Source organism: Gordonia sp. L191, assembly GCF_030077625.1.
Classification (GTDB): domain Bacteria; phylum Actinomycetota; class Actinomycetes; order Mycobacteriales; family Mycobacteriaceae; genus Gordonia; species Gordonia polyisoprenivorans_A.
In genome coordinates this window covers 2,347,206-2,372,501 of record NZ_CP125996.1, presented here as the reverse complement: position 1 = coordinate 2,372,501, position 25,296 = coordinate 2,347,206, and the positions used below count along the sequence as shown (strand labels likewise).

At 67.4% G+C, this 25,296-nt stretch carries 22 protein-coding genes and 1 riboswitch; of the genes, 11 read left to right on the top strand and 11 right to left on the bottom strand.

Features of this window, described 5'->3' with window-relative positions; translation table 11 throughout:
* Window positions 1-49: 49 nt before the first annotated feature.
* Both QNM97_RS10760 and QNM97_RS10755 read left to right on the top strand, forming a co-directional pair.
* Window positions 50-1,192, top strand: a complete 1,143-nt coding sequence (locus tag QNM97_RS10760) for a sensor histidine kinase (protein ID WP_283822713.1) — start codon at window positions 50-52, stop codon at window positions 1,190-1,192.
* Entirely contained in the window at window positions 1,189-1,857 is a 669-nt protein-coding gene (locus QNM97_RS10755) for a response regulator (RefSeq protein WP_283822711.1), read from the top strand. The genes QNM97_RS10760 and QNM97_RS10755 overlap by 4 nt, the downstream gene beginning before the upstream one ends.
* 22 nt (window positions 1,858-1,879) lie before the next feature.
* Here QNM97_RS10755 and QNM97_RS10750 read toward each other — a convergent pair whose 3' ends face one another.
* Window positions 1,880-2,776: a LysR family transcriptional regulator gene (locus QNM97_RS10750; protein ID WP_283822710.1), complete on the bottom strand. Its 897-nt coding sequence runs from the start codon at window positions 2,774-2,776 to the stop codon at window positions 1,880-1,882.
* A 193-nt stretch (window positions 2,777-2,969) separates the two neighbouring features.
* On the opposite strand from QNM97_RS10750, the gene QNM97_RS10745 reads away from it, so the two are divergent.
* Together QNM97_RS10745 and QNM97_RS10740 are read left to right on the top strand one after the other, a co-directional pair.
* Window positions 2,970-4,787 carry an acyclic terpene utilization AtuA family protein gene (locus tag QNM97_RS10745; RefSeq protein WP_283822709.1) on the top strand — a complete coding sequence of 606 codons (1,818 nt, stop codon included), beginning with the start codon at window positions 2,970-2,972 and terminating at the stop codon, window positions 4,785-4,787.
* A complete protein-coding gene (locus QNM97_RS10740; RefSeq protein ID WP_283822708.1) occupies window positions 4,784-6,286 on the top strand; it encodes a CoA transferase in 1,503 nt (500 codons plus the stop codon). The genes QNM97_RS10745 and QNM97_RS10740 overlap by 4 nt, the downstream gene beginning before the upstream one ends.
* Before the next feature lie 14 nt (window positions 6,287-6,300).
* Here QNM97_RS10740 and QNM97_RS10735 read toward each other — a convergent pair whose 3' ends face one another.
* Window positions 6,301-7,293 (bottom strand): isopenicillin N synthase family dioxygenase, encoded by a 993-nt coding sequence (locus tag QNM97_RS10735; protein WP_283822707.1) that lies wholly within the window; start codon window positions 7,291-7,293, stop codon window positions 6,301-6,303.
* A gap of 58 nt (window positions 7,294-7,351) precedes the next feature.
* On the bottom strand, window positions 7,352-8,824 hold the full coding sequence (locus tag QNM97_RS10730; protein ID WP_283822706.1) for a cryptochrome/photolyase family protein: 1,473 nt from the start codon (window positions 8,822-8,824) through the stop codon (window positions 7,352-7,354).
* Between the two features lie 266 nt (window positions 8,825-9,090).
* Here QNM97_RS10730 and QNM97_RS10725 point away from each other — a divergent pair, with 266 nt between their 5' ends.
* The 3 genes from QNM97_RS10725 to QNM97_RS10715 are packed head-to-tail and all read left to right on the top strand — an operon-like array spanning window position 9,091 to window position 14,749.
* On the top strand, window positions 9,091-10,554 hold the full coding sequence (locus QNM97_RS10725; RefSeq protein ID WP_283822705.1) for a DUF3375 domain-containing protein: 1,464 nt from the start codon (window positions 9,091-9,093) through the stop codon (window positions 10,552-10,554).
* A complete protein-coding gene (locus QNM97_RS10720) occupies window positions 10,551-11,408 on the top strand; it encodes a DUF4194 domain-containing protein (RefSeq protein WP_283822704.1) in 858 nt (285 codons plus the stop codon). The genes QNM97_RS10725 and QNM97_RS10720 overlap by 4 nt, the downstream gene beginning before the upstream one ends.
* Window positions 11,405-14,749: an ATP-binding protein gene (locus QNM97_RS10715; RefSeq protein WP_283822703.1), complete on the top strand. Its 3,345-nt coding sequence runs from the start codon at window positions 11,405-11,407 to the stop codon at window positions 14,747-14,749. The genes QNM97_RS10720 and QNM97_RS10715 overlap by 4 nt, the downstream gene beginning before the upstream one ends.
* A 231-nt stretch (window positions 14,750-14,980) precedes the next feature.
* On the opposite strand, the gene QNM97_RS10710 is transcribed toward QNM97_RS10715, so the two are convergent.
* The 5 genes from QNM97_RS10710 to QNM97_RS10690 all read right to left on the bottom strand — a co-directional run bounded on the left by QNM97_RS10710 (window position 14,981) and on the right by QNM97_RS10690 (window position 18,055).
* Window positions 14,981-15,436 (bottom strand): DUF5313 domain-containing protein, encoded by a 456-nt coding sequence (locus QNM97_RS10710; protein WP_283822702.1) that lies wholly within the window; start codon window positions 15,434-15,436, stop codon window positions 14,981-14,983.
* Window positions 15,437-15,634: 198 nt separating this feature from the next.
* A complete protein-coding gene (locus QNM97_RS10705) occupies window positions 15,635-15,988 on the bottom strand; it encodes a VOC family protein (protein WP_208791276.1) in 354 nt (117 codons plus the stop codon).
* A gap of 27 nt (window positions 15,989-16,015) precedes the next feature.
* Window positions 16,016-16,375, bottom strand: a complete 360-nt coding sequence (locus QNM97_RS10700) for a DMT family transporter (protein WP_208791277.1) — start codon at window positions 16,373-16,375, stop codon at window positions 16,016-16,018.
* Window position 16,376: 1 nt separating this feature from the next.
* Entirely contained in the window at window positions 16,377-16,691 is a 315-nt protein-coding gene (locus QNM97_RS10695; RefSeq protein WP_283822701.1) for a DMT family transporter, read from the bottom strand.
* A gap of 17 nt (window positions 16,692-16,708) precedes the next feature.
* Window positions 16,709-16,773: riboswitch (guanidine-III (ykkC-III) riboswitch) on the bottom strand.
* A 46-nt stretch (window positions 16,774-16,819) separates the two neighbouring features.
* A complete protein-coding gene (locus tag QNM97_RS10690) occupies window positions 16,820-18,055 on the bottom strand; it encodes a multidrug effflux MFS transporter (RefSeq protein WP_283822700.1) in 1,236 nt (411 codons plus the stop codon).
* A 165-nt stretch (window positions 18,056-18,220) separates the two neighbouring features.
* Here QNM97_RS10690 and QNM97_RS10685 point away from each other — a divergent pair, with 165 nt between their 5' ends.
* Together QNM97_RS10685 and QNM97_RS10680 are read left to right on the top strand one after the other, a co-directional pair.
* Complete coding sequence (locus tag QNM97_RS10685; protein ID WP_283823163.1) at window positions 18,221-18,667, top strand: M15 family metallopeptidase; 447 nt, start codon at window positions 18,221-18,223, stop codon at window positions 18,665-18,667.
* Between the two features lie 44 nt (window positions 18,668-18,711).
* The gene (locus QNM97_RS10680) at window positions 18,712-19,266 is read left to right on the top strand and encodes a hypothetical protein (RefSeq protein WP_006372752.1); all 555 of its coding nucleotides are present in this window, start codon (window positions 18,712-18,714) and stop codon (window positions 19,264-19,266) included.
* A 146-nt stretch (window positions 19,267-19,412) separates the two neighbouring features.
* On the opposite strand, the gene QNM97_RS10675 is transcribed toward QNM97_RS10680, so the two are convergent.
* The gene (locus QNM97_RS10675; protein WP_208791281.1) at window positions 19,413-21,650 is read right to left on the bottom strand and encodes an NADP-dependent isocitrate dehydrogenase; all 2,238 of its coding nucleotides are present in this window, start codon (window positions 21,648-21,650) and stop codon (window positions 19,413-19,415) included.
* Between the two features lie 246 nt (window positions 21,651-21,896).
* On the opposite strand from QNM97_RS10675, the gene QNM97_RS10670 reads away from it, so the two are divergent.
* Window positions 21,897-22,709: a methyltransferase domain-containing protein gene (locus QNM97_RS10670; RefSeq protein ID WP_283822698.1), complete on the top strand. Its 813-nt coding sequence runs from the start codon at window positions 21,897-21,899 to the stop codon at window positions 22,707-22,709.
* Window positions 22,710-22,756: 47 nt separating this feature from the next.
* Here the strand turns inward: QNM97_RS10670 and QNM97_RS10665 are convergent, their stop codons facing one another.
* Window positions 22,757-23,857: an NAD(P)/FAD-dependent oxidoreductase gene (locus QNM97_RS10665; protein ID WP_283822697.1), complete on the bottom strand. Its 1,101-nt coding sequence runs from the start codon at window positions 23,855-23,857 to the stop codon at window positions 22,757-22,759.
* Between the two features lie 16 nt (window positions 23,858-23,873).
* Window positions 23,874-24,089, bottom strand: coding sequence for a dodecin (locus QNM97_RS10660; protein WP_208791284.1), 216 nt, complete (start codon window positions 24,087-24,089; stop codon window positions 23,874-23,876).
* 115 nt (window positions 24,090-24,204) lie between these two features.
* Between QNM97_RS10660 and QNM97_RS10655 the strand changes: the two genes are divergently transcribed.
* The gene (locus tag QNM97_RS10655; RefSeq protein WP_283822696.1) at window positions 24,205-25,284 is read left to right on the top strand and encodes an NADH:flavin oxidoreductase; all 1,080 of its coding nucleotides are present in this window, start codon (window positions 24,205-24,207) and stop codon (window positions 25,282-25,284) included.
* Window positions 25,285-25,296 lie beyond the last annotated feature (12 nt).

Below are 25,296 nucleotides of genomic sequence, written 5' to 3'. Positions count from 1 at the left end.
GCACTTTCGATGGATGCGCGGCGGTGCACCGTCGATAAACTGGATCGACATGCACTCCTCACCGTTGGCCCCGGTCTTCACCGCCCTGCGCCTGGCCCTGCACGCCATGGCCGCCGTGCTCGCGGTGGTGGTCGCGGTCCGCGCGGTGAGCAGCGAGGGCACGACGTCGGTGACGGCGGTGACACTGGCGGCGCTGTGGCTCGCGATCTACGCCTCCGGGATGGTGCTGGTGCGCTCGAGCCCTGCCGGGTGGTGGTGGCTCGCCGCGCTCAGCCTCGTGTGGCTGGGATGCCTATCCGTCAGCGCCGACGCCGTCTACCTGGTGTTCGTGATGTTCTTCCTCTACTTGCATCTGGCCGGGATGCGTTGGGGTACCGCATGTGTCGCGGTGTCCACGGCGGCCGCCGTGGTGGGGTTCGGACTGCACGGCGGCTGGTCGGTGGCCGCGGCGATCGGGCCGGTCCTCGGAGCGGCGGTGGCGGTGGTGATCTCGGCCGGTTACCGTCGACTCTTCGACGAGGTACGCAGCCGACAACGCCTCATCGACGAACTGCTCGCCACCCGCGCCGAGCTCGCCGCCGAGCAGCAGGAGGTGGGCCGGGCGCGGGAACGGGAGCGACTCGCCGGCGAGATCCACGACACCGTGTCACAGAGTCTCTCGAGCATCCAGATGCTCATCTACGCGGCCGAACGCCGGGCGGGCGAATGCTCGCCGGAGCTGCAGACCGCGCGGACCGCGGCCGCCGACGCCCTTTCCGAGACCCGGCGACTCATCGACGCACTCACCCCGGCACCGCTGGACGGACGCTCGTTGGGTGCGGCACTACAACGGGTGACCGATGACGCGGGCGGTCACGGCCTGCGTACCCGGTTCGTCGTCGACGGTGAGCCGTTCGGACTGCCGATGCCGATCGAGGCGGCGCTCGTCCGGGTGGCACAGAGCGCCGTCGGCAACGTCGTGCAGCATGCGCGGGCAAGGGTCCTGCGGGTCACCCTCACCTACAGCACCGACGAGGTCCATCTCGACATCGTCGACGACGGAGTGGGTTTCGACCCCGAGGCCACGCCGGGCTTCGGTCTGACGACGATGCGCCGACGCGTGCGCGAGCTCGGCGGCGACCTCGACGTCGTCTCCGAACCCGGCCACACCTCCGTTGCGGTCGGCTTCCGGGTCGAGGCCGGGCTCCGATGACCGCACCGACCGACCGGGCCTCGTCCTCGGTACCTCCGATCTGCGTCCTGATCACCGACGACCACGCGATCGTGCGAGCCGGTCTGCGTGCGCTGCTCACCGAGTCAGACGGCATCCGGGTCGTCGGGGAAGCCGCCACCGGTGAGGAGGCGATCGCCCGGTGCACGCCGCCCGCTCCCTTACCCGACGTGGTGCTGATGGATCTGCGGCTCGGGCCGGGATTGTCCGGGGTGGAGACCACCCGACGACTGCTGACGCAGCGACCGGCGCCCCGGGTGCTGGTGGTCACCAATCACGACACCGACGCCGACATCCTTGCGGCCATCGAAGCCGGCGCGTCGGGCTATCTGCTCAAGGACACCCCACCCACCGAACTCATCGCCGCGGTGCACGCCGCAGCTGCCGGCGACAGCGCGTTGTCACCGATGGTGGCCACACGCCTGATGTCACGGATGCGGGCACCGGCCGACGCGGTACTCACCGCGCGCGAGATCGACGTGCTCGTCGAGGTCGCCGCCGGACACAGCAACCGGGAGATCGCGAGACGCCTGCTGCTGAGCGAGATGACCGTCAAATCCCATCTCGTGCATGTCTTTTCCAAACTCGGTGTGCGTTCACGAACCGCTGCGGTCGACCGGGCCCGACGCGACGGCCTCATCGGCTGAGCACGCTCGACGGTCGCCCCGGCTAGCCCAGCGCGCTGACCACGCCCACGAGGTCGGCGATCAGCGGTTCGGTCTCGGCACGACGGTGTGACCACGCCGCGACCGTGCTGATGTGCGCGCGGGTGTCACGCAGCGGGATGACCTGCACGGCCTCACCGGCGAACATCCGGCCACCGATACCCTCGCCGAGTGAGATGAGGGTGAAGGCCTGGCCACTGGCAACCAGATGCGCAAGGCCCGCGAAGTTGTCGTCGGGCAACGTGATTCGCTTGCGGACGCCGTGTCGGTCGAGCAGCCGGTCGAGGTTGCGATAGATCTCGGGTGCGGCCTCGTGGTTGATCGAGGCGAACGGCACGTGCGACAGTTCGCCGAGAGCGATCGAATCCCGTTGTTCCCCAAAGATCTTGGTGCCGACAGCCACACCGACCGGGCTGCGTTCGAGGAGCAGGCTGTCGATTCCCTCGCCGGCGACGGGACCGTGGACGAGTGCGACATCCACCGCTCCGGCACGCAGATCCCGCAGCAACGGTGCGGTGCTCGCGGGCAGCAGTTGTGCGGCAATGTCCGGGTGGCGGTCGGCGAGCGTGTCGAGAACATTGTCCCGCACGGTGGGCGAGACCTCCGGCGCGATGCCGATCACCGCCGGCCGCAGGATGTGCCGCTGCGCGTCGGCCACGACCACGGGCAAGGAGTCCACCCGGTGGAGGATGTCGCGGGCGCGGGGCAGCAGCGCCTCACCGGCATCGGTGAGGTCGATCCGATGGTGCGCGCGGATGAACAGCGGTGCACCCAACTCGCGTTCGAGGTCCTTGATGCGCTGGCTCAGTGGCGAGGCCGCCATGTGCAGCCGGGCGGCGGCTCGGGTGAAGCTGCGCTCCTCGGCGACGGCGACGAAGTAGCGCAGATGGGGCAGGTCCACGACCTTCACGATAGGACACCGAACCATCGCCATCCGCCGGGTGCGCCGATGACCGCCACGATCATCTCGCCGTTCGCGAATCGGTCGTGGTGGGCGTCGGACGATGTCGATAGCGTCGGTGGCGACGCGAAACACCGATATCGGCCGCCTACGGCCGATCGATGCCAGGCAGACAACGCGAAGGAGCGTATCGATGACCGCGCGACGACCCATCCGCATCGCCAATTTCTCCGGCTACCTCGGCGACCGCCGGACCGCCATCGACGAGGCCATCGCGGGCGATCCCGTCGACGTCCTGATGGGCGACTATCTCGCCGAGATCACCCTCGCCTCACTGTCGGCGGTGCACCACCGTGACCCCTCCCGCGGATACGTCGAGTACTTCGTACGTCAACTGCGCCCGCACCTGGCCACGATCGCCGAGCGCGGCATCAAGGTCGTGACCAATGCAGGCGGGTTCGCGCCCGACCGGCTCGCCGAGGCATTACGGACCGAACTCGCCGACGCCGGGGTCACAGTGAGCGTCGCGCACATCGAGGGCGACAACATCCTCGCCGACCTCGCCGATCTGCAGACCGCCGGTCATCGCTTCGACAACCTGGATTCGGGTGCGCCGCTCGACACCTGGGCAGCCAAGCCGATCGCGGCCAACGCCTACCTCGGCGGCTGGGGAATCGCCGGTGCGTTGAGCGCCGGGGCCGACATCGTGGTCTGCGGCCGCGTCACCGATGCGTCACTGACCGTCGGTCCGGCGGCCTGGTGGCATGACTGGTCCGCCGACGACTGGGACGCGTTGGCCGGCGCCGTGGTCGCCGGCCACATCATCGAATGCGGTGCTCATGCGGTCGGTGGGAACTTCTCCGGCTTCCTCGATATCCCCAACCGCACGACACCGGGTTTCCCGATCGGCGAGGTCGCCGCCGACGGCACCTGCGTCATCACCAAACACGCCCGTGACGGGGGAGCGGTCACCGCCGACACCGTCACCGCTCAACTCGTCTACGAGATCCAGGGCCCGATCTATCTCAACCCCGATGTCACCGTCCACCTCGACCACGTACGGGTCGATCAGACCGGCCCCGATCGGGTCACCGTGTCCGGCGCGGCCGGAACGCCGCCGCCACCGACCACCAAGGTCGCCCTCTTCGGCGCGGTCGGCGCGAGCGTGGTCAACACGGTGTTCGTCACCTCACCACATGTCGAGGAGAAGATCGCCCTCATCCGCGACCAACTGAACCGGGATCTTCCCGACGGGGTGCAGATCGACCTCACCCAGGTCGGAGAGCCTGCCGACGACCCCGAATCCCAGTGGGCGGCAACGGTGGCGTTGCGTGTCATGGCGGTCGCCGGCGATGCCGAAACGCTGACGCGGGCGGAGATGGGGTCACGCCTGGGCAGCCTGTACCTGCAGGGCATCCCCGGCTACTTCCACGACGGTGCCGCCGGACTGCATTCGCGTCCGCAACCCCGGGTCGACTACTGGCCGGGCCTCCTCCCACAGAGTGCACTGCACCACCGGGCGATCCTCGACGACGGCACCGTCATCGACGCAACCGTGCCACTCGCGACCGAGACGACCCCCCAACCCGTGCATCCCGAACCGGGTGAGGCACCGCTACCCGAGCGGGTGACCCGCGCCCCGCTGGGCACCGTCGTCCACGCGCGCAGCGGCGACAAGGGCGGCAACTCCAATGTCGGTGTGTGGACCTCGGATCCGCGGGTGTGGCCGTGGCTGCGGCGATTCCTGTCCACCGACGAGATCCGTCGCCTGATCCCCGAGACCAAGGACATCGACGTGGTGCGCCACGAATTCCCCGATCTGCGGGCGATTCACTTCGTGTTCAAGGGCCTGCTCGGCACCGGCGGATCGTCGAACCTGCGAATCGACCAGGTGGGCAAGGCGATCGGGGAGTATCTGCGCTCGCGTCAGGTGCTGATCCCCGACGACCTGCTGACCGCCGACGCGACCGTCCCCGACCTCACCACCGCCGACCACGAGGAGCTGGTGTGACCACCCTGACCGACCGACTGCGCGCGGCCATCGCCGCGCCGGCCACCGACGACTCCTTCCATCCCGCAACAGAACTCGCCGATGTCCTGGGCGGCATCGGCATGTCGGCCGAGGACACCGGCGGCACGGTCACCTTCGACGGCGCCGACCCGGTGGTGCCGAGCACCCTGCGTCTCGGCGGTGCGTCGGCCATCGCGCTCGCCGCCAAGTCCGCCGCCGTCGCCAAGCTGTGGCAGGTCCGCGGCGGCGTCGGCCAGGACATCGCCGTGGACCTGCGGAGCGCACCACATCGGTTGTGCCCGTTCTACGACCGCCGGTGGGAGATGCTCAACGGCTATCCGCCGGCTACCCCGTCGAATCCGTCGAACGCGCTGGGATTCCGCTTCTACCGGACCGGTGACGATCGGTGGATGATGCCGCTGAACCCGTATCCGAAGATCAAGGTCGGCGCGCAGCGGCTCCTGGGGGTACCCGACGACAACGACGCCGTCGCGGCGGCCATCGCGAGTTGGAAGGGCGCCGAACTCGAGGCCGCGGCCACCGAGGCGGGTGTCGTCCTGCCGATGCTGCGTACGACGGCCGAACTCCTCGACGAAACGCACTACCGCGACGTTCTCGCCGACATGCCGCTCATCGAGATCACCCGTATCGCCGACGGCGACCCGGTTCCACTCACCGGAGGGGTCGACCAGCCCCTCGACGGCATCCGGGCGCTGGGCATGGGGCATGTGATCGCCGGTGCCGGGGTCGGCCGGGCACTGGCCCTGCACGGCGCCGACGTGCTCAACGTATGGCGCCCCGACGAACTCGAGCACGACGCGACCTATGCCACCGCCAACGTCGGCGTACGGTCGTCGACGATCAATCCCTACGACGCCGACGGTGCCGCCCGGATTCGTGGGCTGCTCGGCGACGCCGACGTGTTCTACGCGAACCGCCGGCCCGGCTACCTCGACAAGATCGGCCTGTCCGCCGATGCCGCTGCCGACGGACACCGCGGGATCATCTACGCCACCGCCTCTCTCAACGGTGAGCACGGCCCGTGGTCGTCGCAGGTCGGATTCGATCAGACCGCGGGCAGCCTGACCGGGATGATGCTGCTCGAGGGCGAGGGCGACAAACCCAAGCTCCCACCGATTCTCGTCGTCAACGACTACATCGTGTCGTGGTTGCTGACCGCGGGAATCGTCGAAGCCCTCACCCGCCGCGCCCGCGACGGCGGCAGCTACCGGGTGCATGTGTCGTTGACCCGGGCTGCACTCTGGATCATCGGGATGGGTGTGTTCGATCGTGGTTACGCCCACGAGATCGCCGGCACCGATGTCGGCGACGGCGCACATCACTATCTCGATCCCGAGACCTTCACCGCCGACACACCGCTCGGGGCGTATCAGGGTGTCACCGACCAGGTTCGGATGAGCCAGACGCCGGGTCGCTACCGCACGGTGCTGGTTCCGCGCGGCTCGTGTCGGCCGGAATGGCTTGCGCGGCCGGACTGATCAGACCGGACTGATCAGTAGGCGGATGCCGGGCCGAGCGGAGTGATCCCGTGATGTCGTTGTGCCACATCGGGATGCGCACGAACCCGGGACTTCCAGGCGTTCTCGCCGTAGGTACTGAAGATGGGATTGTCCGGGTCCGCCTCGACACCACGTGACAACGCCGCCAGCTCCGGCGGCAGCTCGATGATCGGGATCGTGGCGTCCAGCGCCGGATTCAGGAAGAACGGGATCGAGACGCGATCGGTCCCGGGGCGCGGCGCGCGCACCCGATGCCGGGTCGCGCGCAGGTAACCGCCGGTGGCCACCTCGAGCAGTTCGCCGATGTTGACGATGAACGCGCCCGGCTTCGGCGGCACGTCGACCCAGGTACCGTCCAGCGTTTCCACTTGCAGCCCTTCGGAATCCGGCTCCACCAGCAGCAGCGTGAGGACACCGGAATCCTTGTGTGCTCCGACGCCCTGGTCCCGGTTGTCGCTGCCCGGATAACGCACCACCTTCAGCAGGGTGGCCGGACGGTCGGCGAACGCGTCGTCGAAGTACCCGGCCGGCGCTCCGAGTGAGGCCGACCAGTGCCGTAGCAGGCGTACGCCCACCTCCGATACGGCGGCGATCCACGCCTCGAATGCCTCACGGAATCCGGTGGGGCGATGCGGCCACAGATTGGGGCCCTGCAGATTCCAGTACCCGTGGGCACCGTCGACGACGGGCCGGTCCGGGCCGATGTCGATCTGTTCGCGCCAGTCGACGAGTCCGTTCGTCAACTCACCGCCGAGACGTGAATAGCCCCGGAACGCCGGACTGTCCAGCTGGGAGATCCGCGCCTTTTCCGCGTCGGGCAACCCGAAGAACTCGCGGGCGAGTCGTAGGACCCCGTCGATCTGCGCCGGCGCGATGCCGTGTCCGACGAGGTAGAAGAACCCGTGCTGGTGGGCGGCCTCGCGCAACGCGGTCGCGAAGGCCTGCCCGTCAGCGTCGGCTGCGGTGAGGTCGAGGGTCGGCAACATGACTCCATGGTGGCACCCTCACGTGCGCCGCGCGGTCCGAGAGACACCTCCGCGATCGTCAGTCGAGCCACCGCCGTCCCGTGCGCAGGTGGGCGGCCCTTCTCGACGGCTCCATGCGCTCGAGATTCGCAACCACGACCGACGACCGGCGGTTGTGGTCGAGGACGTCGCGGTGATCGGCGACGAACGTCCAGTACAGGCCGTCCCACTCCGCGCACCACGGGCCCGTGCCGAGGTCGGACATCTTGCGCAGGTAGTTGCTGCCTGAGACGTACGGCTTGGTGGTGATGGCGGTGCCCGCGGCGAACTGGCTCATCCCGTAGACGTTGGGCACCATCACCCAGTCGTAGGCGTCGACGAACATCTCCATGAACCACCGGTAGACCTCGTCGGGATGGGTTCGCAAGAGGCACATGGCATTACCGAGGATCATCAGCCGCTCGATGTGATGCGCCCAGCCGCAGTGCAGGACGTGGCGCACGACGCCGTCGACCGGCTCGAGACCGGTCTGCGCGGTCCACCAGCCCGGCGCGAGGACGCGACGGTGCCCCAGCCGATTGGCGGTCCGCATCGCGCGACCATGCGCCACGTAGGTGGCCCGCATGTACTCGCGCCACCCGATGAGTTGACGGACGAAACCCTCGAGCCCGGCGAGCCCGATCTCGCCCTGCCCGCCGACCTCGAGTGCGCGGCGCAGCACCGTCCGCGGTGACAGAAGGCCGACGTTGAGGGCGGGGGTGAGCACGGCGTGGAAGAGATACCGATTCCTGGTGCTGATCACGTCCTCGTAGGGGCCGAATCCGGCGAATCGTTCGGCGAGAAAGTCCTCGAACATCTCGCGTGCCCCGCGGTGGTCGGTGGCCCACCGAAACGCCCGCGCATCGCCGGGGTTGTCGGGGAACTCCTTCTCGACCCATTCGATGGCAGCGTCGACCTGCTCGTCCGGATCAGGAAACCGCGGCAGCGGCACCTCGAGCCCGCGGGGGAGCGGCTTGCGGTTCTCGGCGTCGAAGCTCCAGCGTTTACCCGCCGGCACTCCTGCGCTGTCCACCAGAACGCCGAGGCGTCGGCGCTGCCACGCGTAGAACTCGCTCATCCGAGCGGTCGGGCCGTCGAAGAACTCGGCGATCTGGCGCCGTGAGGTGAGGAAGTTGGGGCTCTCGGCAGTGGCCTCGTCGTCGAGGTCGATCCCGGCGTCGGCCAGCGCAGCACGCACGTCGGCGGCGAGCCAGTCGTCGACGACGTCGTAGAGATGCACAGACGACGGGCGCAGCCGCCGCACCACAGCGCTCAGGGATTCTCGGCTGGTGGTTGCGGAGTCGGTCTCGACGACCTCGACGTCGAATCCGTGGCGTCGCAGCCGCTGCGCGAACCGGCGCATCGACACCCGGTGCAGGATCAGCTTCTGCCGGTGGAAGCGGTACTGGCGGAACAGCAGATCGTGCTCGACGAGTACGAACCGGGTGCCGGGTTCGGCGTTCAGATGTGATTCGAACAACTGATGAGGCATGACCAGGCGCAACTCGGACATCGGTGGATCACCCTCTTCTCGCAGCGGGCGTGACGAGAACCGTCGTTCCCGTACGTCCTTGCCTGGAGTTCGGCGCCTCGCGACATGCGGATCTCTTTCCCGCTCGCCTCGGCGTGTCGGCGAGGTTGTCCACAGCGGCGCGGACGTGGCGCGGGCCACGTTCGGTGGACGTGGGAGACTACCTGGCGGCCCGACCACCAACCCGATCCCCGATCGCAACCGAACCCGACGAGCAACCGATCCCGAGACGAACCCACGAGGCGGCGATGGACAGTGCGACTGAGCCCACGCTCATGCAGGCGTGGGAGACCAACCGATCGATCCAACGATCCGCGGCCGTCCGGTTGTTCGCCGCGACCAACTCCGCGCTCTACGTGACGTTGATGGAGCGCCACCTCGACTTCGGGGCTCGCCGGTCGGAGACCGATCTGGCGATCCGGCTCGAACGCGACATGGCCGAACTCGGCGTCGGCGACCAGCCCCACGGCATGGATCTGCTCAAACTGTGGGCCAAGAACGGCTGGCTGCATCGCATGGCCGACCCGGTCGTGGCCACCCAGAACCTGTGTTATCTCACCCCCGAGGCGCGCTCGGTGCTCGACTACATGCGACGGCTGCGCCGGGAGGACTCGGTGGCCACCGCCGGCTCGATCAATGGCATCGCGGCGGGCTTGCGGCGGGTGGCCGGCCAGGTCAGCGACGACCCGAGCTACATCCGTGAGGACCTCACCCATCAGATCGAGGAACTCGACGCCGAACTCGCCGACCTCGACGCAGGCCGCCGACGCCGGCCGGATCTGCGGGCCGCCGAGGACGAGGCCCGCGCCATCGCCTACCAGATGGAGCAGATCATCTCCGACATCGGGCAGTACGGCAGCATGCTCGATCGCATCACCACCGCGCTCCTCGACGATCCGAACGACTCCGATCTGGCCTATCGGGACCGTCAGCGGCAGATGTTCGACGACTACGAGGCCTTGCTGGAGTCCTCGCAGAGCGCCTCCTATCACGCGTTCACGCACATGATCGGCGACCCGACCCAGCGGGCCCGGCTGGTCTCCGACATCGAGACCGTCACCGCGCATCTGCCCGCCATCGATCCGGGGTTGCGGTCGGTGATGGACAACTTCTTCGTACTGGTCACCCAGCAGATCGACGAGGTCGGCCGGATCCGTCGTCGCTGCGCGCGTCGCATCCGCCGGTTCGTCGCCTCGGGAACCCTCGAGCAGAGTCGCGGTATCGCCCGTCAACTCAACGATGCCCTGGCCACCGCCAACGAACTCCTCACGATCTCACTCGCCGATCGGCGACTGGGCTACGAACTACCGCTGGCCACTCCCGCGCTGACGTCCAACGGGCGTCTCGCGTTCGAGATCCGCACGCCCGAACCCCCACAGCCGGCGGTGCCCGCAACGGGGGAGACCGATCTCGATTCGTTCGTGTCGCTGGCCGGCCAGGTCGACACCGTCGAACTCACCGAGGTGGTCAACAACGCGGTCGTCGACGGCCCGGTGGCGTTGTCGGAGGTCATCGATTCCCTCGACGACCCCTACCTCGCCCACGTGATCGTGTTGTGGTCGTGGGCGTTACGGCAATCGGCGGCCACCGGCGACCCCGTGGCGACCGAGTCCATCCGATTCCGGTCCCTCGACGGCGACGACCGTCTCATCGAGATTCCTGCCCTGCACTTCACCGAACCCATCCCCACCGCGGAGGTCGACGTCCTGTGACCGATCAGTCAGAACGGTTTCCCGCCAAGGGGTTCAGCGCCGAGGAGTTCAACGCCAAGGGGTTCAGTACCGAGGAGTTCAACGGCTACGACGACCTGCCCGCGGTGAGCCGGACCGCCGTCGAGGAAACGAAGGTCCCGCGCTTCGACGGGGACGTCTCGGCGATGCCCGACCGCGCTTGCTGGGCGTTGCAGAATCTACTCACCCGCCGCTACGTCAGCGGCGACCGCACCCCTCAGCTCTGGTCCTGGATCGTCGAATACCAGGAGTCCCTGCGCATCCGGCTGTCCGAACTCGATCTTCGGCTGCGCCTGGTCACCGAACTCGAGGTGGCCTTCGTCGAGCAGGTGGGCTACGACTCCCGTTGGGGCAGAAGACTACTCAAGCGCGAGACGATCCAGGCCTATGACGCGATCCTCGCACTGCACCTGGCCAAACACATGCGGGCCGCACGCGAGGATCAGGTACTGATCACCCATGAGGAGATCCACGAATTGTTCGCCGGCGTCTCCAACACCATCGATCGAGACCTCGCGCTGTTCGACAAACGCATCGACAAGGCGATCGACAAGCTCGAAGAACTCGAGTTGCTACGCCGCCATCGCGATGACCCCGACACCTTCACCGTGAGTCCGGCGATCACCGCGATCATGACGGCATCGGTGATCACCGATCTGCAGCACCAGTTCGAACAGTTCATCGGCGCCGGCGAGGAGGTCGAGGCACAGACGCTCGATCGCTCCGCGCCCGAATCCGGTGACGACGGTTCGGGATACCTCGCGAAGGGCGACCGGGACACCGACGACGGTGACGACACCGAGGATGACGAGACCGACGAAGGAGATGACTGGTGAGCGATCGTGTCGACCAGTTCCACCTGTCGCGGCTACAGCTGATCAACTGGGGCGTCTTCGACGGGTACCATTCGATTCCGTTCAGCGCCAACGGTTCTCTGGTGACCGGGTCATCGGGCAGCGGCAAGTCCTCGCTCCTGGACGCCATCTCCCTGGCCTTCCTGCCCGACCATCGGCGCAACTTCAATGCCTCCGGTGACGCCACGGCGGCCGGATCGGCGAGTGGTCGGCGTACGGTCGGCAAGTACGTGCGTGGAGCGTGGGGCGAGCGTCGCGACGGCGTGAACTCGACGCGCGAGATCATGTACCTGCGCGGCACCGGGCCGGCCTGGGCGGCCATCGCCGTCACCTATACCTCCACCTCGGGTGTGTCGATCACGGGCCTCGTCCTCAAGTGGCTCGCCGCGGGCAAGATGACCGACGCCCACAGCGCCTACTATCTCGCCGACGGCGACGCCGACATCGTCGACGCCTGCAACGAGTGGGCGGCCAACGGGCACAACGCCGCCCGGCTCCGCGAGCGCGGATGGCGGGGCGGTCCCGGCGAAGGCAAGTATCTCGCGTCGCTGTACTCGCTGATCGGCATCCGCGGCTCCGAGGCCGCCCAGCAGTTGTTGGGAAAGGCCAAGTCGCTCAAGAGCGTCGGCGGTCTGGCCCAGTTCGTCCGCGAGTTCATGCTCGACGAACCGACCAGCATCGCGGGTATCAAGGACGCTCTCGAACAGATCGATCCACTCGTCGAGGCCCGTGAATTCCTGGATGTCGCGCGTCGCAAGCGCACCATCCTCGGCAACATCGAGACCGTTCAGGAACGGTATGCGACCGAGTCGGCGAAGTTCTCGGTGCTCGACACCATCGACAGCGCGACCATCCGTGCCTACGTGACCAACCTGCGAATCCGCAACGCCGAGCCCGAGATCGCCGACCTCGACGACCAGATCGCCCGTCTGGACGGCGATCTCGCCGCGCTGACCTCCCAGCACGACCAGCTGCGCCAGGATCACAGCCACCTGCTTTCGCGAATCTCCTCCAGCACAGCCGATCTCGCCCCGCTGCAGGAGCAGCTCGCCGCAGCCGGCAAAGCGGCGAGCGAGGTGTCGATGCGGCGGGCGTCGTTCGATTCGAAGATGTCGGCGCTCGATGTGGAGATCCCCGAGTCGGCCGAGGACTTCTGGGAGACACGCGAATCGCTCATCGAGGAGGCGACACGCCTCGACGGGCAACTCGAGGCCGGCAAGGGGCACTACGCCGAGCTGCTGGCCGCGGAGGTCGCCGCACGGAGCCGCCGCGACGCCGCCGCCGCCGAGCTGACCCGGGTGCGCGAGGCCGGATCGGCGCTGCCGCGCGCCGAGCACGAAATGCGCCGGGTGATCGCCGATGCGCTGCAGCTCGACGACTCCGAATTGCGCTATGTCGCCGAACTCGTCGAACTCGACCCCGATCAGGAGCGGTGGCGCCCGGCGGTGGAGAAGGTGCTGCGCAACGCCGGTCTGCGACTGCTGGTGCCGGATCGCCATTTCAATGCCGCCCTGCGGTTCGTGAACACCCACGACATGCGTGGGCGGATCCAGTTGCATCATGTCGAGCGCCGCACGGCGGTACTGCCCGACCCGGGCACCCTGGCCGCGACCCTGCGTCCGGTCGATCCGGATCACCCGAGTTCGGCGGAGGCCCTGACGCTGCTCGCCCGACTGGGCAATTATGTGTGCGTCGACGATCCGGCCGAATTCGCCGACCATGCCAAGGCGGTCACCGATCGCGGGCTGCGCAAGGACTCCGCGAAGCTGGCGATCAAGGACGACCGGCAGGCGTTGCGGCCCTCGCAGTACATCTTCGTCGGCAACGTCGATGCCAAGGTCGCCGCCCTCGGTGAGGAACTCGATCACGAGGACAGCATCCATGCCGCGTCACGTGAGGCCACCGCCGTCCTCGAACGCGAACGGGCCGACAAACAACGCCGCCGCGACCTGTACCGCACCGTGTGCGAACAGTTCACGCAGTGGAGTGAGATCGACGTCGAGTCCGCCGACGATCGCGCCGAGCGACTCTCGGAGCAGTACGAACTGTTGATGGAAGCGCATCCCGACGTCGAGGCACTGCAACGCAAGGCCGAGGAGATCTGGGAGCAGGTCCGCGCGGCGATCTCCCAGGCCGCGCTCGTGCGTGATCGGATCGCCACCCAGGACGAGCGCCGGACGCAGTTGCTCGATCTCGTCGACCGCCTCAAGGCCGAGGACATCTCCGGGCCCGCACAGGCGGCCCTCGACACGTTCCGTGAGGATTCCGCGGCCACCCTCGATGTGCTCGCACCGGATCCCTACCGCCAGGAACTGATCAAGGCCGTCGGGCGCGATCGCGATCGGATGCGCGCCGATGCGCGCCGCTCCCGGGACGAACTGGCCCGTATCCTCGCGACCTACGACGAGGAGTTCCCCGACGAGATCCCCAACGACAGCAGCGATTTCGACGAGCGCATCTATGACTACGTCGCGTTGTGCCGTCGGATCGACGAGCGGGAGCTACCCGCGGCCTACGAGCGGATGCGCCGACTCATCACCGAGCAGGCGCCGGGTGCGATCCTCAACCTGCACATGGCCGCCGACGCCGAGGAGCGCCGGATCGTCGAACAGATCGAGCGGGTCAACACGGGCCTGGGTGCGGTGGCGTTCAATCGCGGCACCCGACTACGCCTGCAGCCCGGACGCAAGAACCTCGGGGCCGCAGCCGAACTCACCGAGAAGGCGCGTCAGATCGCTGGGCGGTCGACCGCCGTCGCGTTCGGCGACGAGCAGGCCATCCTCGAGCAGTACGCCGACATCCTCCTGCTGCGCGAACGCCTGGCGGGGGCGACCCCGGAGGACCGGCAGTGGACGCGCGACGCGCTCGACGTTCGCAACCGTTTCGACTTCTACTGTGAGGAGCACGACGCCGAGACCGGCGAGACGATCCGCACCTACAGCAATGCCGGCGACAATTCCGGTGGCGAGCAGGAGAAGCTCATGGCCTTCTGTCTGGCCGGCGCATTGAGCTTTAACCTCGCCAGCCCGCGTGGCGACGACAACCGACCGATCTTCGCGCAGTTGATGCTCGACGAGGCGTTCTCGAAGTCCGACCCGCAGTTCGCCCAGCAGGCGCTCTCGGCATTCCGCAAGTTCGGCTTCCAGCTGATCATCGTTGCGACCGTGCAGAACACCAGCACCATCCAGCCCTACATCGACAACGTGGTGATGGTGTCGAAGTCCGAGGCGGCCGGTGGTCGCCCGGTGGCGACCGCGACGTCGACGTCGATCGGCGCGTTCTCCGACCTGCGGCGGGCGTCGGGCAAGAACCGGCTGATCTGACCGGAATCCTCAGGCAGGAGCGGGCTTTTCCGATCGACCACCCTTACCCGCCACACGCCCCCCCTGATGAATCCCCCTCACCAGGCGCACACCTCCTGATCGACCACCTCACCAGGCGCATGCGTCCTTCATGAACGCTGATCGAGGTGCGAGGCGCGTGCGCCGAGCCTCGAGATCTCCTGCCACGGTGCTGTTCTCGACTCCCGGGTCTCGACTCCCGGGTGTTACAGGCTAGCGGCCGGCCCCGCGGTATTTGCGGTGGTACTCCGCGTATACGTCGGCGTTCTTCTCCTTCTCCCGGCGGGACACCAGATCGGGATCGAAGCCGTGCTGCGACAACCGATAACGTCGGTACACGCGATTGAGCGCGACCGAGAAGAAGATGTAGGGGATCAGGATGGGCACGGTCATGTTCGCGCGGATCAGCCAGTCGGCCGGGACGAACAACATCGGCACCAGGATGATCACACAGGGCACGGCCCACCAGGCGACCATGCGCAGGGCGGCATAGGGGCCGGTCAGATCGTTGAAGACCCAGTCACGCATCGAGTCCGGGAGCTTCGCCCCGTAGTGGTACTTAATGTACTGCAGCCCGTGCGGTCGATCACCGCCGCGACCGGCGCCGGACCTCGTCGAGGCGTCCTGCGATGCACGCGATGTCGCAGCACGGTGGTTCGTGTCAACCATGGGTGTTCCTCTTGTCGGTGACCGGTCTTCGTACTCGAGTTTCCCAGACCGCGGATCCGGACGTAACGCCGGTATACGGCTTCATGAAATCGAATAATCGGTGAACCACTTAATCAGTAGTGCACGACTGAATTCTACGCCGCGTACGCGCCGTGACGCCACGACGGTCCGGCCGACGACGTCACCGCGCGCGAGAACTCAGCGCTTGAGCGGGCTGTAGAACACGAGCCCGTTGCCCTTGTTGTCGTACACCACCGCGCGCCGTTCGTGGGCGTCGTCGTAGGGGCCCTTGACGATGCCGCCACCGCTGGCCTCGATGGCTTTGGCAGCCGCGTCGACGTCGGCGGTCTTGATCCCGACCACGACCTGTCCGGGAATCGGATGATCGACCTCGGTGGCCAGGGCCAGGGTGACCGGCCCGCCGTCGAGGGCCGCGAAATGCGCGCCGTCGCGGAACTTCAGTGTCATACCGAGGGTTTCGCCGTAGAACTTGATCGACTCGTCGAGATCGTCGGTGGACAGGATGATCATCTTCACTTCGTGGTCACTCATCGAGAACTCCTCATCGTCGGGGTTCTCTCAGGGTAGGTCGGGCGAGGGTGCCGGGGATGAGTCGGTGGTCCCTGATCGGGTCATCTTCAGGCCGGCGACCGCCGCGACGATGCCCGCGATGAAGACCAGCTTGACAATCGACACCTCCTCACCGCCGGAGACCATGGAATACGTCACGGTCAGCGTCGCCCCGACACCGACCCACACCGCATAGGCGGTGCCGATCGGCAGCGACGAGGCCGCCCAACCGAGTCCGGCCATACTCAGCGCGAGCCCCACCAGGAACACCGCGACCGCCACCGGTTCGGTGAATCCGTCCGACCGGTCCAGAGCCACCGCCCACACCGCCTCGCACACGGCCGAAGCCAGCAAGATCAGCCAGGCCATGTCAGCTCACCGCCTTGAGACCGATGACGCAGCCGACGAGGAGCACGAGCAGCCCGACTCGCACGAAGGTCGGCCGTTCCTGTCCGGTGATGACACCCCAGACGACCGTCAAGACGACACCGATTGCGACCCACACCGTGTACGCGGTGCCCAGCGGCAACGACGTCAGCGCGAGGGCGAGTCCGAGCATGCTGAGCGCCAGGGCAACCACGAAGACCACCACGGGGAGTGGTTCACGAAACCTCCGTGATGCCGACAACGCGGCCGCCCACACGGCCTCGAGTACGCCGGAGATGATGAGAATGAGCCAGGCCATGGCGACCGACCTCCACTTTCGTGGCAGTCTTGTCGCTCGGCGGGTACTGCTCCCTCGTCCGCGGTCCATGAATGGACTCCGATGCCCACGCTAGCAAAGACGGCGCATCATGGCTCGCGCCCGGGATTTCAGGCGCCGACAGTGCGGCGAGTGCCGTGTTCACCCCTCCAAACCGCGACGACCAGCGTGACGAAACAGATCGTGGCGCCCGCCACCACGGCGACGAGCGCCGTGATGCCGGCGTCGGCGCCGTGTCCCACGAGCGAACCGGCAACGGCACCGACGACGAATTGCAGCGCACCCAGCAGTGCGGCTGCCGCGCCGGCCCGTTCGGGATGTCGTTGCAGTGCCAGCGCGGTGACACTGGGGCCGATGATGCCCCAGGACGAGGCGATCAGGGCGAATCCGAGCAGGAGCGGGATCAGTGAGCCGCTGGCGCCGGCGACGATCATCGCCACCGAGGCGACGATCAATACTCCCGCACCGCAGGCGATCTGACGGACGGGATCGGCGAACCGCACCCACCGTGCACACGCCATCAGGCACAGCCCGTTGATCGCGAACACCGCGGAGAACACCGCGGGCGGGCACCCGTGCACGACCTGCAGCGCGAACGGCGAGCCGGTGATGTAAGCGAACAGCGCCCCGAATCCCGCTGCGCCCGTGCCGATCACGAGAAGGAATCGTAGGTCACCGAACAAGACCCGGTAGGAGGCGAAGGCGCCACCCAGGCCACCGCCGGTTCGGCGATCCGCGGGTAGGGACTCGCCGACCCAGGCCGCCGTCGACATCACGAGCAGCGCGCCGATCACTGCCAGCACGGCGAAGACCGTCCGCCACGTGCCGACCACGAGGATCGCGCTGCCCAGCAGAGGGGCGACGACCGGACCGAGGCCGACGACCACGGTCAGGACGGCGAAGACCGACACCAACCGCGGACCACTACAGCGATCGCGCACCACTGCGCGGGCGATCACCACACCCGCCGAGCCACCCAGCGCCTGCAGCAGCCGACAGACGACGAGTATCGCCACGGTGGGCGCAAAGGCGCACGCGACCGAGGCTGCGGTGAACAGCACCAGACCGACGAGCAGAGGTCGGCGACGACCGAACCGGTCCGAGAGCGGGCCCATGACGAGCTGACCGAGACCGAGTCCGATCATCGACACCACCAGGGTGGCCTGCACCCCGGCCGGTGTCGTCGACAGATCCGTGGCCGCCTCGGGCAGGGCGGGCAGATAGAGATCGGTGGAGATCGGTCCGAACGCCGACAATGCGCCCAGGACCACGAGCAGACGGCCACGAACACCCGAGGTGTCCGGGATTCCGTCGGTTCCCGCCGTCGACCTCCCGGTGCCTGCCATGGAACTCACTGTAGGAGCGAAGCAGATCACCCGGAAACCGAGTGCCTCCGACCCCGAGTCATCGACGCCAACGTCAATACCCGCTTTACTGGTGTGGTGACTCTTGCTCTCCGGACTCCCGGAAACCCGCGTCGGACGACGGTTCTGGTGACGATCGCGGCAGCGATGGTCATCGCCTGGTCGATCGCCGCACCGCATGCCCTCGCCGACGCGGGAACAGAAGGCCTCGATCCCGTCCTCGGCACCGCATACGCGCAGGCGTCGGCGGCAGCACGCGCCGACGGCGTCCCACTACACATCACCTCCGGTGCGCGGACACCGGCCCAGCAGCAACAACTGTGGGATGAGGCGATCGCCACCTACGGCAGCCCGGCGCAGGCTCGCCGGTGGGTGTTGCCACCGTCGGAGTCGACGCATGTCGGGGGTCACGCCATCGACGTCGGGCCGCAGGCCGGCGCCCGGTGGCTGCAGGTCAACGGTTTCCGGTGGGGCCTGTGCCGCACCTTCGACAACGAGTGGTGGCACTTCGAGGTCGCGACCATTCCGGGCGCACCGTGCCCACCCATGTGGCCGGATGCGGCCGCACGGGTCGACGCGCATCGGGGTGCATGATCATGGCGGCCTCGTCACCGCCCGGGGTTTGCGACGATGGACAGATGTCAGAGCTGACGTATGAGGAGTTCGGCCGCCGCTTCTTCGAGGTGGCCGTCACCGAGAAACGGGTGGGGAGCGCCTTCTCGGCGATCACCGGCGACTCGTTCGACGTGGGGCCGATCCCGTCGGGGCCCGGCGGGATCGCCAAGGTCCAAGCCCGCGTCAGCATCGACGAGCCACAGATCATCCGCGACATCTCCGAGCTGATAACCTTCACCGTGCGTATTCCGCTGTCGATCCGGCTTCTGGTCGATCTCAAGGTCGATCGCATCCGCTACGACGTCGACGGGTCGGTGCGGCTCGCACTCACCGCCCGAGCGGTCGAACCCCTGCAGCTCCACATCGACGTCACCCCGCCACGCCCCGCGGATGTGACCGTGGGCGTCGCCTCCCGCAATCTGCGGGGCGAGATCATCCGGCTCGTCGCGCAGGTCGACGACGAGATCAAGCGCTTCATCGCCCGAGATGTGGCCGCCCGGATCGAGGATCCGGAGGTCACCAGCGCTCGGATCATCGACGTGGAGGCCGAACTCGGCCGGGCGTTCGAATCCATGTGAGGTGCAATCCATCTGGCGTGCAAGCCATCTGGGCGCAATCGGTGTCCGAGACCGGGAACATGCACCGGTGGTGAACGACCCGAGCCCCGTTCCCCGGTGCGATACCGGGAAGCGGGGCTCGTCAGGTCGTGACCGGTCGTGAGGCCTCAGCCGCGCACGGACTCCAGAGCCGAGTTCAGTGTGGCGCTCGGGCGCATCACCTTGTCGGTGAGGTCGTTGTCAGGGGCGTAGTAACCGCCGATGTCGACCGCGGTGCCCTGGGCGTCATTGAGCTCGGTGACGATGGTCTGCTCGTTCTCCTCGAGCGTCTTGGCAAGCGGCGCAAAGTATTTCGCCAGCTCCGCGTCGTCGGTCTGCTCCGCCAGTGCCTTCGCCCAGTACAGCGCGAGGTAGAACTGGCTACCGCGGTTGTCGAGTTCACCGGTGCTGCGGGAGGGACCCTTGTTGTTCTCCAACAACTTGCCGGTCGCGGCGTCGAGCGCCTTGGCCAGCACCTCCGCCTTCGGGTTGTCGTTCTTGCGGCCGAGATCCTCGAGACTCACCGCAAGCGCCAGGAACTCGCCGAGCGAATCCCACCGCAGGTGGTTCTCCTCGATCAGCTGCTTGACGTGCTTGGGCGCCGAGCCACCCGCACCGGTCTCGTAGAGCCCGCCGCCGGCCATCAACGGCACGATCGAGAGCATCTTGGCGCTCGTACCGAGCTCCAGGATCGGGAAGAGGTCGGTGAGGTAGTCGCGCAGGATGTTGCCGGTCGCGGAGATGGTGTCGAGGCCGCGGATCAGACGTTCCATCGTGTATCGGATGGCCCGCACCTGCGACATGATCTGGATGTCGAGGCCCTCGGTGTCGTGATCCTTCAGGTAGGTGTGCACCTTGGTGATCAGTTCGTTCTCGTGCGGACGGTAGGGATCGAGCCAGAAGACCACCGGCATACCGGATTCCCGGCAACGGGTGACGGCGAGCTTGACCCAGTCGCGGATCGGCGCGTCCTTGACGATGCACATGCGGAAGATGTCGCCCTCTTCGACGTCCTGCGACAGCAGCACCTCGCCGGTTGCGAGATCGGTGATGTTGGCGACGCCGTCGGTCGGGATCTCGAAGGTCTTGTCGTGCGACCCGTACTCCTCGGCCTTCTGCGCCATCAGACCGACGTTGGGCACGGTGCCCATGGTGGTGGGATCGAACTGCCCGTTGGTCTTACAGAAGTTGATCATCTCCTGATAGATGCGGGAGAAGGTCGACTCGGGATTGACGGCCTTGGTGTCCTTGGGCCGGCCGTCGGCGCCGTACATCTTGCCGCCGGCGCGGATCATGGCCGGCATGGACGCATCGACGATGACGTCGCTGGGGGAGTGGAAGTTGGAGATGCCGCGTGCCGAGTCGACCATCGCGAGCTCCGGGCGATGCTCGTGGCATGCATGCAGATCGTCGATGATCTCTTCCTTCTTCGACGCCGGCAACGACTCGATCTTCGAATACAGATCGGAGAGGCCGTTGTTGACGTTGACACCCAGCTCGTCGAAGAGCTCGCCGTGCTTGGCGAACGCCTCCTTGTAGAACGTGCGGACCGCGTGACCGAACACGATCGGGTGACTGACTCGCATCATGGTGGCCTTGACGTGCAGGGAGAACATGACGCCGGTCTTGTAGGCGTCCTCCATCTGCTCCTCGTAGAACTCGATGAGCGCCTTCTTGCTCATGAACATGCTGTCGATGACGTCACCGGCATCGAGATGCACCTTCGGCTTGAGCACGATCGTCTCGCCGGCTGCGGTGATCAGCTCCATCTTCACGTCGCGGTCGGCGTCGAGGGTCATCGACTTCTCGCCGTGATAGAAGTCGCCGTGACGCATGTGCGCCACGTGCGTGCGCGAGGCCATCGACCACTCGCCCATGCTGTGCGGATGCTTGCGCGCGTACTCCTTGACCGCCTTCGGTGCCCGGCGGTCCGAGTTACCTTCGCGCAGAACGGGATTGACCGCACTGCCGAGGCACTTGGTGTAGCGGTCCCGGATCGCGTGCTCTTCGTCGGTCTTCGGGTTCCCCGGGAAGTCGGGGATCTTGTAGCCCTTGTCCTGCAGTTCCTTGATGGCGGCGGTCAGCTGCGGCACCGACGCGCTGATGTTGGGGAGCTTGATGATGTTGGTGTCGGGATCCTGGGTCAGCTTGCCGAGTTCGGCGAGGTTGTCGGGAACCTTCTGTTCGTCGGTCAGGTAATCGGAGAACTCGGCCAGCACGCGGGCAGCAACGGAGATGTCGGAGGTCTCGACGTTGATGTCGGCGGCGTCGGCGAATGTCCTGATGATCGGGAGAAAAGCGTGCGTCGCCAGCATGGGCGCTTCATCGGTCAGCGTGTAGATGATGGTCGGTTTCTCCGCGCTCATATCTGCCTTACTCTCCAGTCGTGGTCACGCAGCGCCCGGATTCGTGTTGTCCGGGCGGTACCAGTATCGCGGGCGGGCGACATCGGCGCGTGTTGACGCGTTCGGTGCAGCCACGGTGCCCACGGCCCTCGGGTCCGGGCCAGTTCCGAGCTTACGACCCCGGTCCGGGTTACCGTCACGTCACAGGCGAACGCATCATGCGACGAGAATCACACGACCTGCTGACTTCACGGAGGAGTGAAACCGATGACCGACGCCGATCGGCCCCGCGACGTCTACACCCATGGGCACGCGTCGGTGGTGGTGTCCAGCCACGCGGCCCGCACCGTGGCGAGTTCGGCCGCCTACCTGATACCGCTCCTGCGGCCCGGGCTCGACCTGCTCGACGTCGGGTGCGGACCGGGCAGCATCACCGTCGATCTGGCCGAACTCGTGGCCCCCGGACGTGTTCGCGGCGTCGAGATCACCGACGCGCCGCTGGGTCGGGCACGCGAGCTCGCGGCCGAGCGCGGCGTGGCGGTCGAGTTCGCGGTGGACGACGCGTACCGGCTCTCCGACGCCGACGACAGCGTCGACGTCACGCACGCCCACCAGGTTCTGCAGCATGTGTCCGATCCGGTCGCAGTGCTGCGGGAGATGCGTCGGGTCACCCGGCCGGGCGGGGTGGTGGCCGTCCGCGACGCCGACTACGCGGGGTTTCACTGGTGGCCGGCCGACGAGCGCCTCGATGCCTGGCTCGATCTCTACCGCGCCGTGGCCCACGGCAACGGCGCCGAGCCCGACGCCGGTCGACACCTGCTCGCGTGGGTCCACGAAGCGGGTTTCACCGAGGTCACGCCGTCGGCGTCGGTGTGGTGCTATGCCACTCCTGCCGAACGGGCGAGCTGGGGCGAGATGTGGGCGCAGCGAATCCACTCCGATGTCGGGCGGATGGCCGTCGAGCGTGGGTTGGCCACCCCGTCGGACCTCGACGAGATCGCCGCGGCCTGGCTGCAGTGGGCGGCGCACCCCGACGGTTGGCTCGTCATCCCGCACGGGGAGATCCTCGCCCGCGCCTGAACTCCCGGACAAGCTCCCGGACACCGCGACTGCGCCGGCTCCGGGCGTCAGAGCATCGCGGCGACCTCGTCGGCGATCGCCAGGCACGAGGTCAGGCCGGGTGATTCGATTCCGAACAGGTTGATCAGGCCGGGCACACCGTGGTCGGCTGCGGACTGGAACACGAAATCCCCGGCAGCGTGGGCGGGCCCGGTGACCTTGGGTCGGATACCGCAGTAGTCCGGTTGAAGTGCACCGTCGGCGAGTTCGGGCCAGTACCGACGTATCGCGCTCTCGAACTCACCGACCCGCGTCGCATCGACGCCGTAGTCGACCTCGTCGATCCATTCGACGTCGGGCCCGAACCGGGCCCGGCCACCGAGATCGAGCGTGAGATGTACGCCGAGACCGCCGTCCACCGGAACCGGGTAGATGAGTCTGCCGAACGGCACCGACCCGTGTGCCAGTGAGTAGTAGTTGCCCTTCGCGAGATACCTCGCCGGCACGAACTCCTGCGCGAAACCGGTCAGTGATGCGGCGACGTCCCACGCGCGCAGCCCCGCGCAATTCACGACCGCATCGCAGCGCACGTCGCCGGATCCGTCGATGTCCAGCGACAGCGAGCCGTCGGCGCCGATCGATCCGGCGAGCACCGGGCTGTGGACCACCACCGCCGCACCGGCCTGCTCGGCGTCGATGCGCAACGCCCGCATGAGTCCGTGGGCGTCGACGATCCCGGTGGACGGAGAGAGGAGACCGGCGCACGCATGGAGGGCGGGCTCGAGATCGGCGAGTTCGGAGCCGTCGACGCGACGCAGGTCGGTGACACCGTTGGCGTATGCCTGTGCGGCGATCCGTTGCAGCTCCGGCTCCTGGTCCGCAGTGGTCGCCACGATCAGCTTGCCGAGCCGCTCATGTGCCACGCCCCGATCCCGGCAGTATCGGTAGAGCGCATCGCGACCGGCCACGCACCAGCGGGCCTTGCGGGTTCCGGTGGGGTAGTAGATGCCGGCGTGGATGACCTCGGAGTTGCGCGAACTGGTCTGTGTCCCAATCGAATCCTCGGCCTCGAAGACCACCACGTCGCGACCTGCGAGGGCGAGGCGGCGGGCCACCGCCAGTCCCACCACCCCGGCGCCGATGACCGCGCAGTCGATCCGTTCGGTCACCGATCCGCAGCCGAACTCAGTCGGCGTCGTCGATGCGGAAGCCGACCTTCAGCGTCACCTGCGTGTGCGCGACCGCACCGTCGACGACATGTCCACGGGTGTCGACGACCTCGAACCATTCGACGTTGCGGGTCGTCTGCGACACCCGGGCGATGGCGTTGGCGATCGCCGCGTCCGAACCCTCCGACGAGGAACCGACAACTTCGACGACGCGATATGTGTGCTCACTCATGGCCCGATTCTGGCACGGCTGGGTGTCGCGGTGATCGGACTCGGCCGATCCGGGGCGATCCGGTGTGCCGGGTAGGGTTCTGCTGACCGTGCCGACGCCCGCAAAGGATGTAGTGATGACCGACCTCGGCAGCCCGCTGAGCTTTTCCCACGGCCCATCGTGGAAGAACCGGCTCGCGCTGGCGCCACTGACCAATCTGCAGAGCAACGACGACGGAACCCTGTCCGACGACGAATTCCGTTGGCTGGTGCGGCGTGCCGACGGCGGATTCGGGATGGTCATGACGTGCGCCGCCTACGTCAGCGGTGACGGGCAATCGTTTCCCGGCCAGCTCGGGGTCTCCGACGACGCCCACCTGCCCGGGCTGACGCGGCTGGCCGCGGCGATCTCCGACGCCGGCGCGGTGGCATCGATTCAGTTGCAGCACGGTGGGCGCCGCGCGGACCCGGCGCTGTCGGGACTACCGGCCGTCGCGCCGTGGGACGACTCCGAGAAGGGCGCCTCCTCGCTGTCGACCGACGGTGTCGAACGGATCGTCGGTGACTTCGTCTCCGCAGCGGTCCGCGCCGAGCGCGCCGGATTCCACGGCGCCGAAATCCATGGCGCACACGGCTATCTCCTCGCGCAGTTCCTCGACTCCCGCCACAACGAGCGGACCGATCGCTACGGCGGCGGCGCGTCGAACCGTTTCCGGATCATCCACGAGATCATCGACGGCATCCGCGCGGCCACCGGGCCGGATTTCCAACTCGGACTGCGGCTCTCGCCCGAGCGCTACGGCATCGTTCTCGACGAGGCGCGGGCGCTGGCCGGTGAGGTCCTCGCCGATGGCGCGCTCGACTACCTCGACATGTCGCTCTGGGACGCATTCAAACACCCCTACGAGCCTCATCATCAGGATCGCCGACTGATCGACTACTTCACCGACCTCGACCGCGGCTCCACCCGACTCGGGGTGGCCGGGAAGATCCTCGATGCCGCCGGCGCGAGCGAATGCCTCTCCCGTGGAGCCGATTTCGTCCTGATCGGTACCGGCGCGATCCTGCATCACGATTTCGCACGCCAGGCCATCGCCGACGCCGACTACCGCGCGGTGTCGACGCCGGTGCACGTCGACCATCTGACGGCGGAATCGGTCGGTCCGCGATTCGTCGACTACCTCGCCGATCGCTGGGACGACTTCGTCATCCGGTAGCCGTCATCCGGT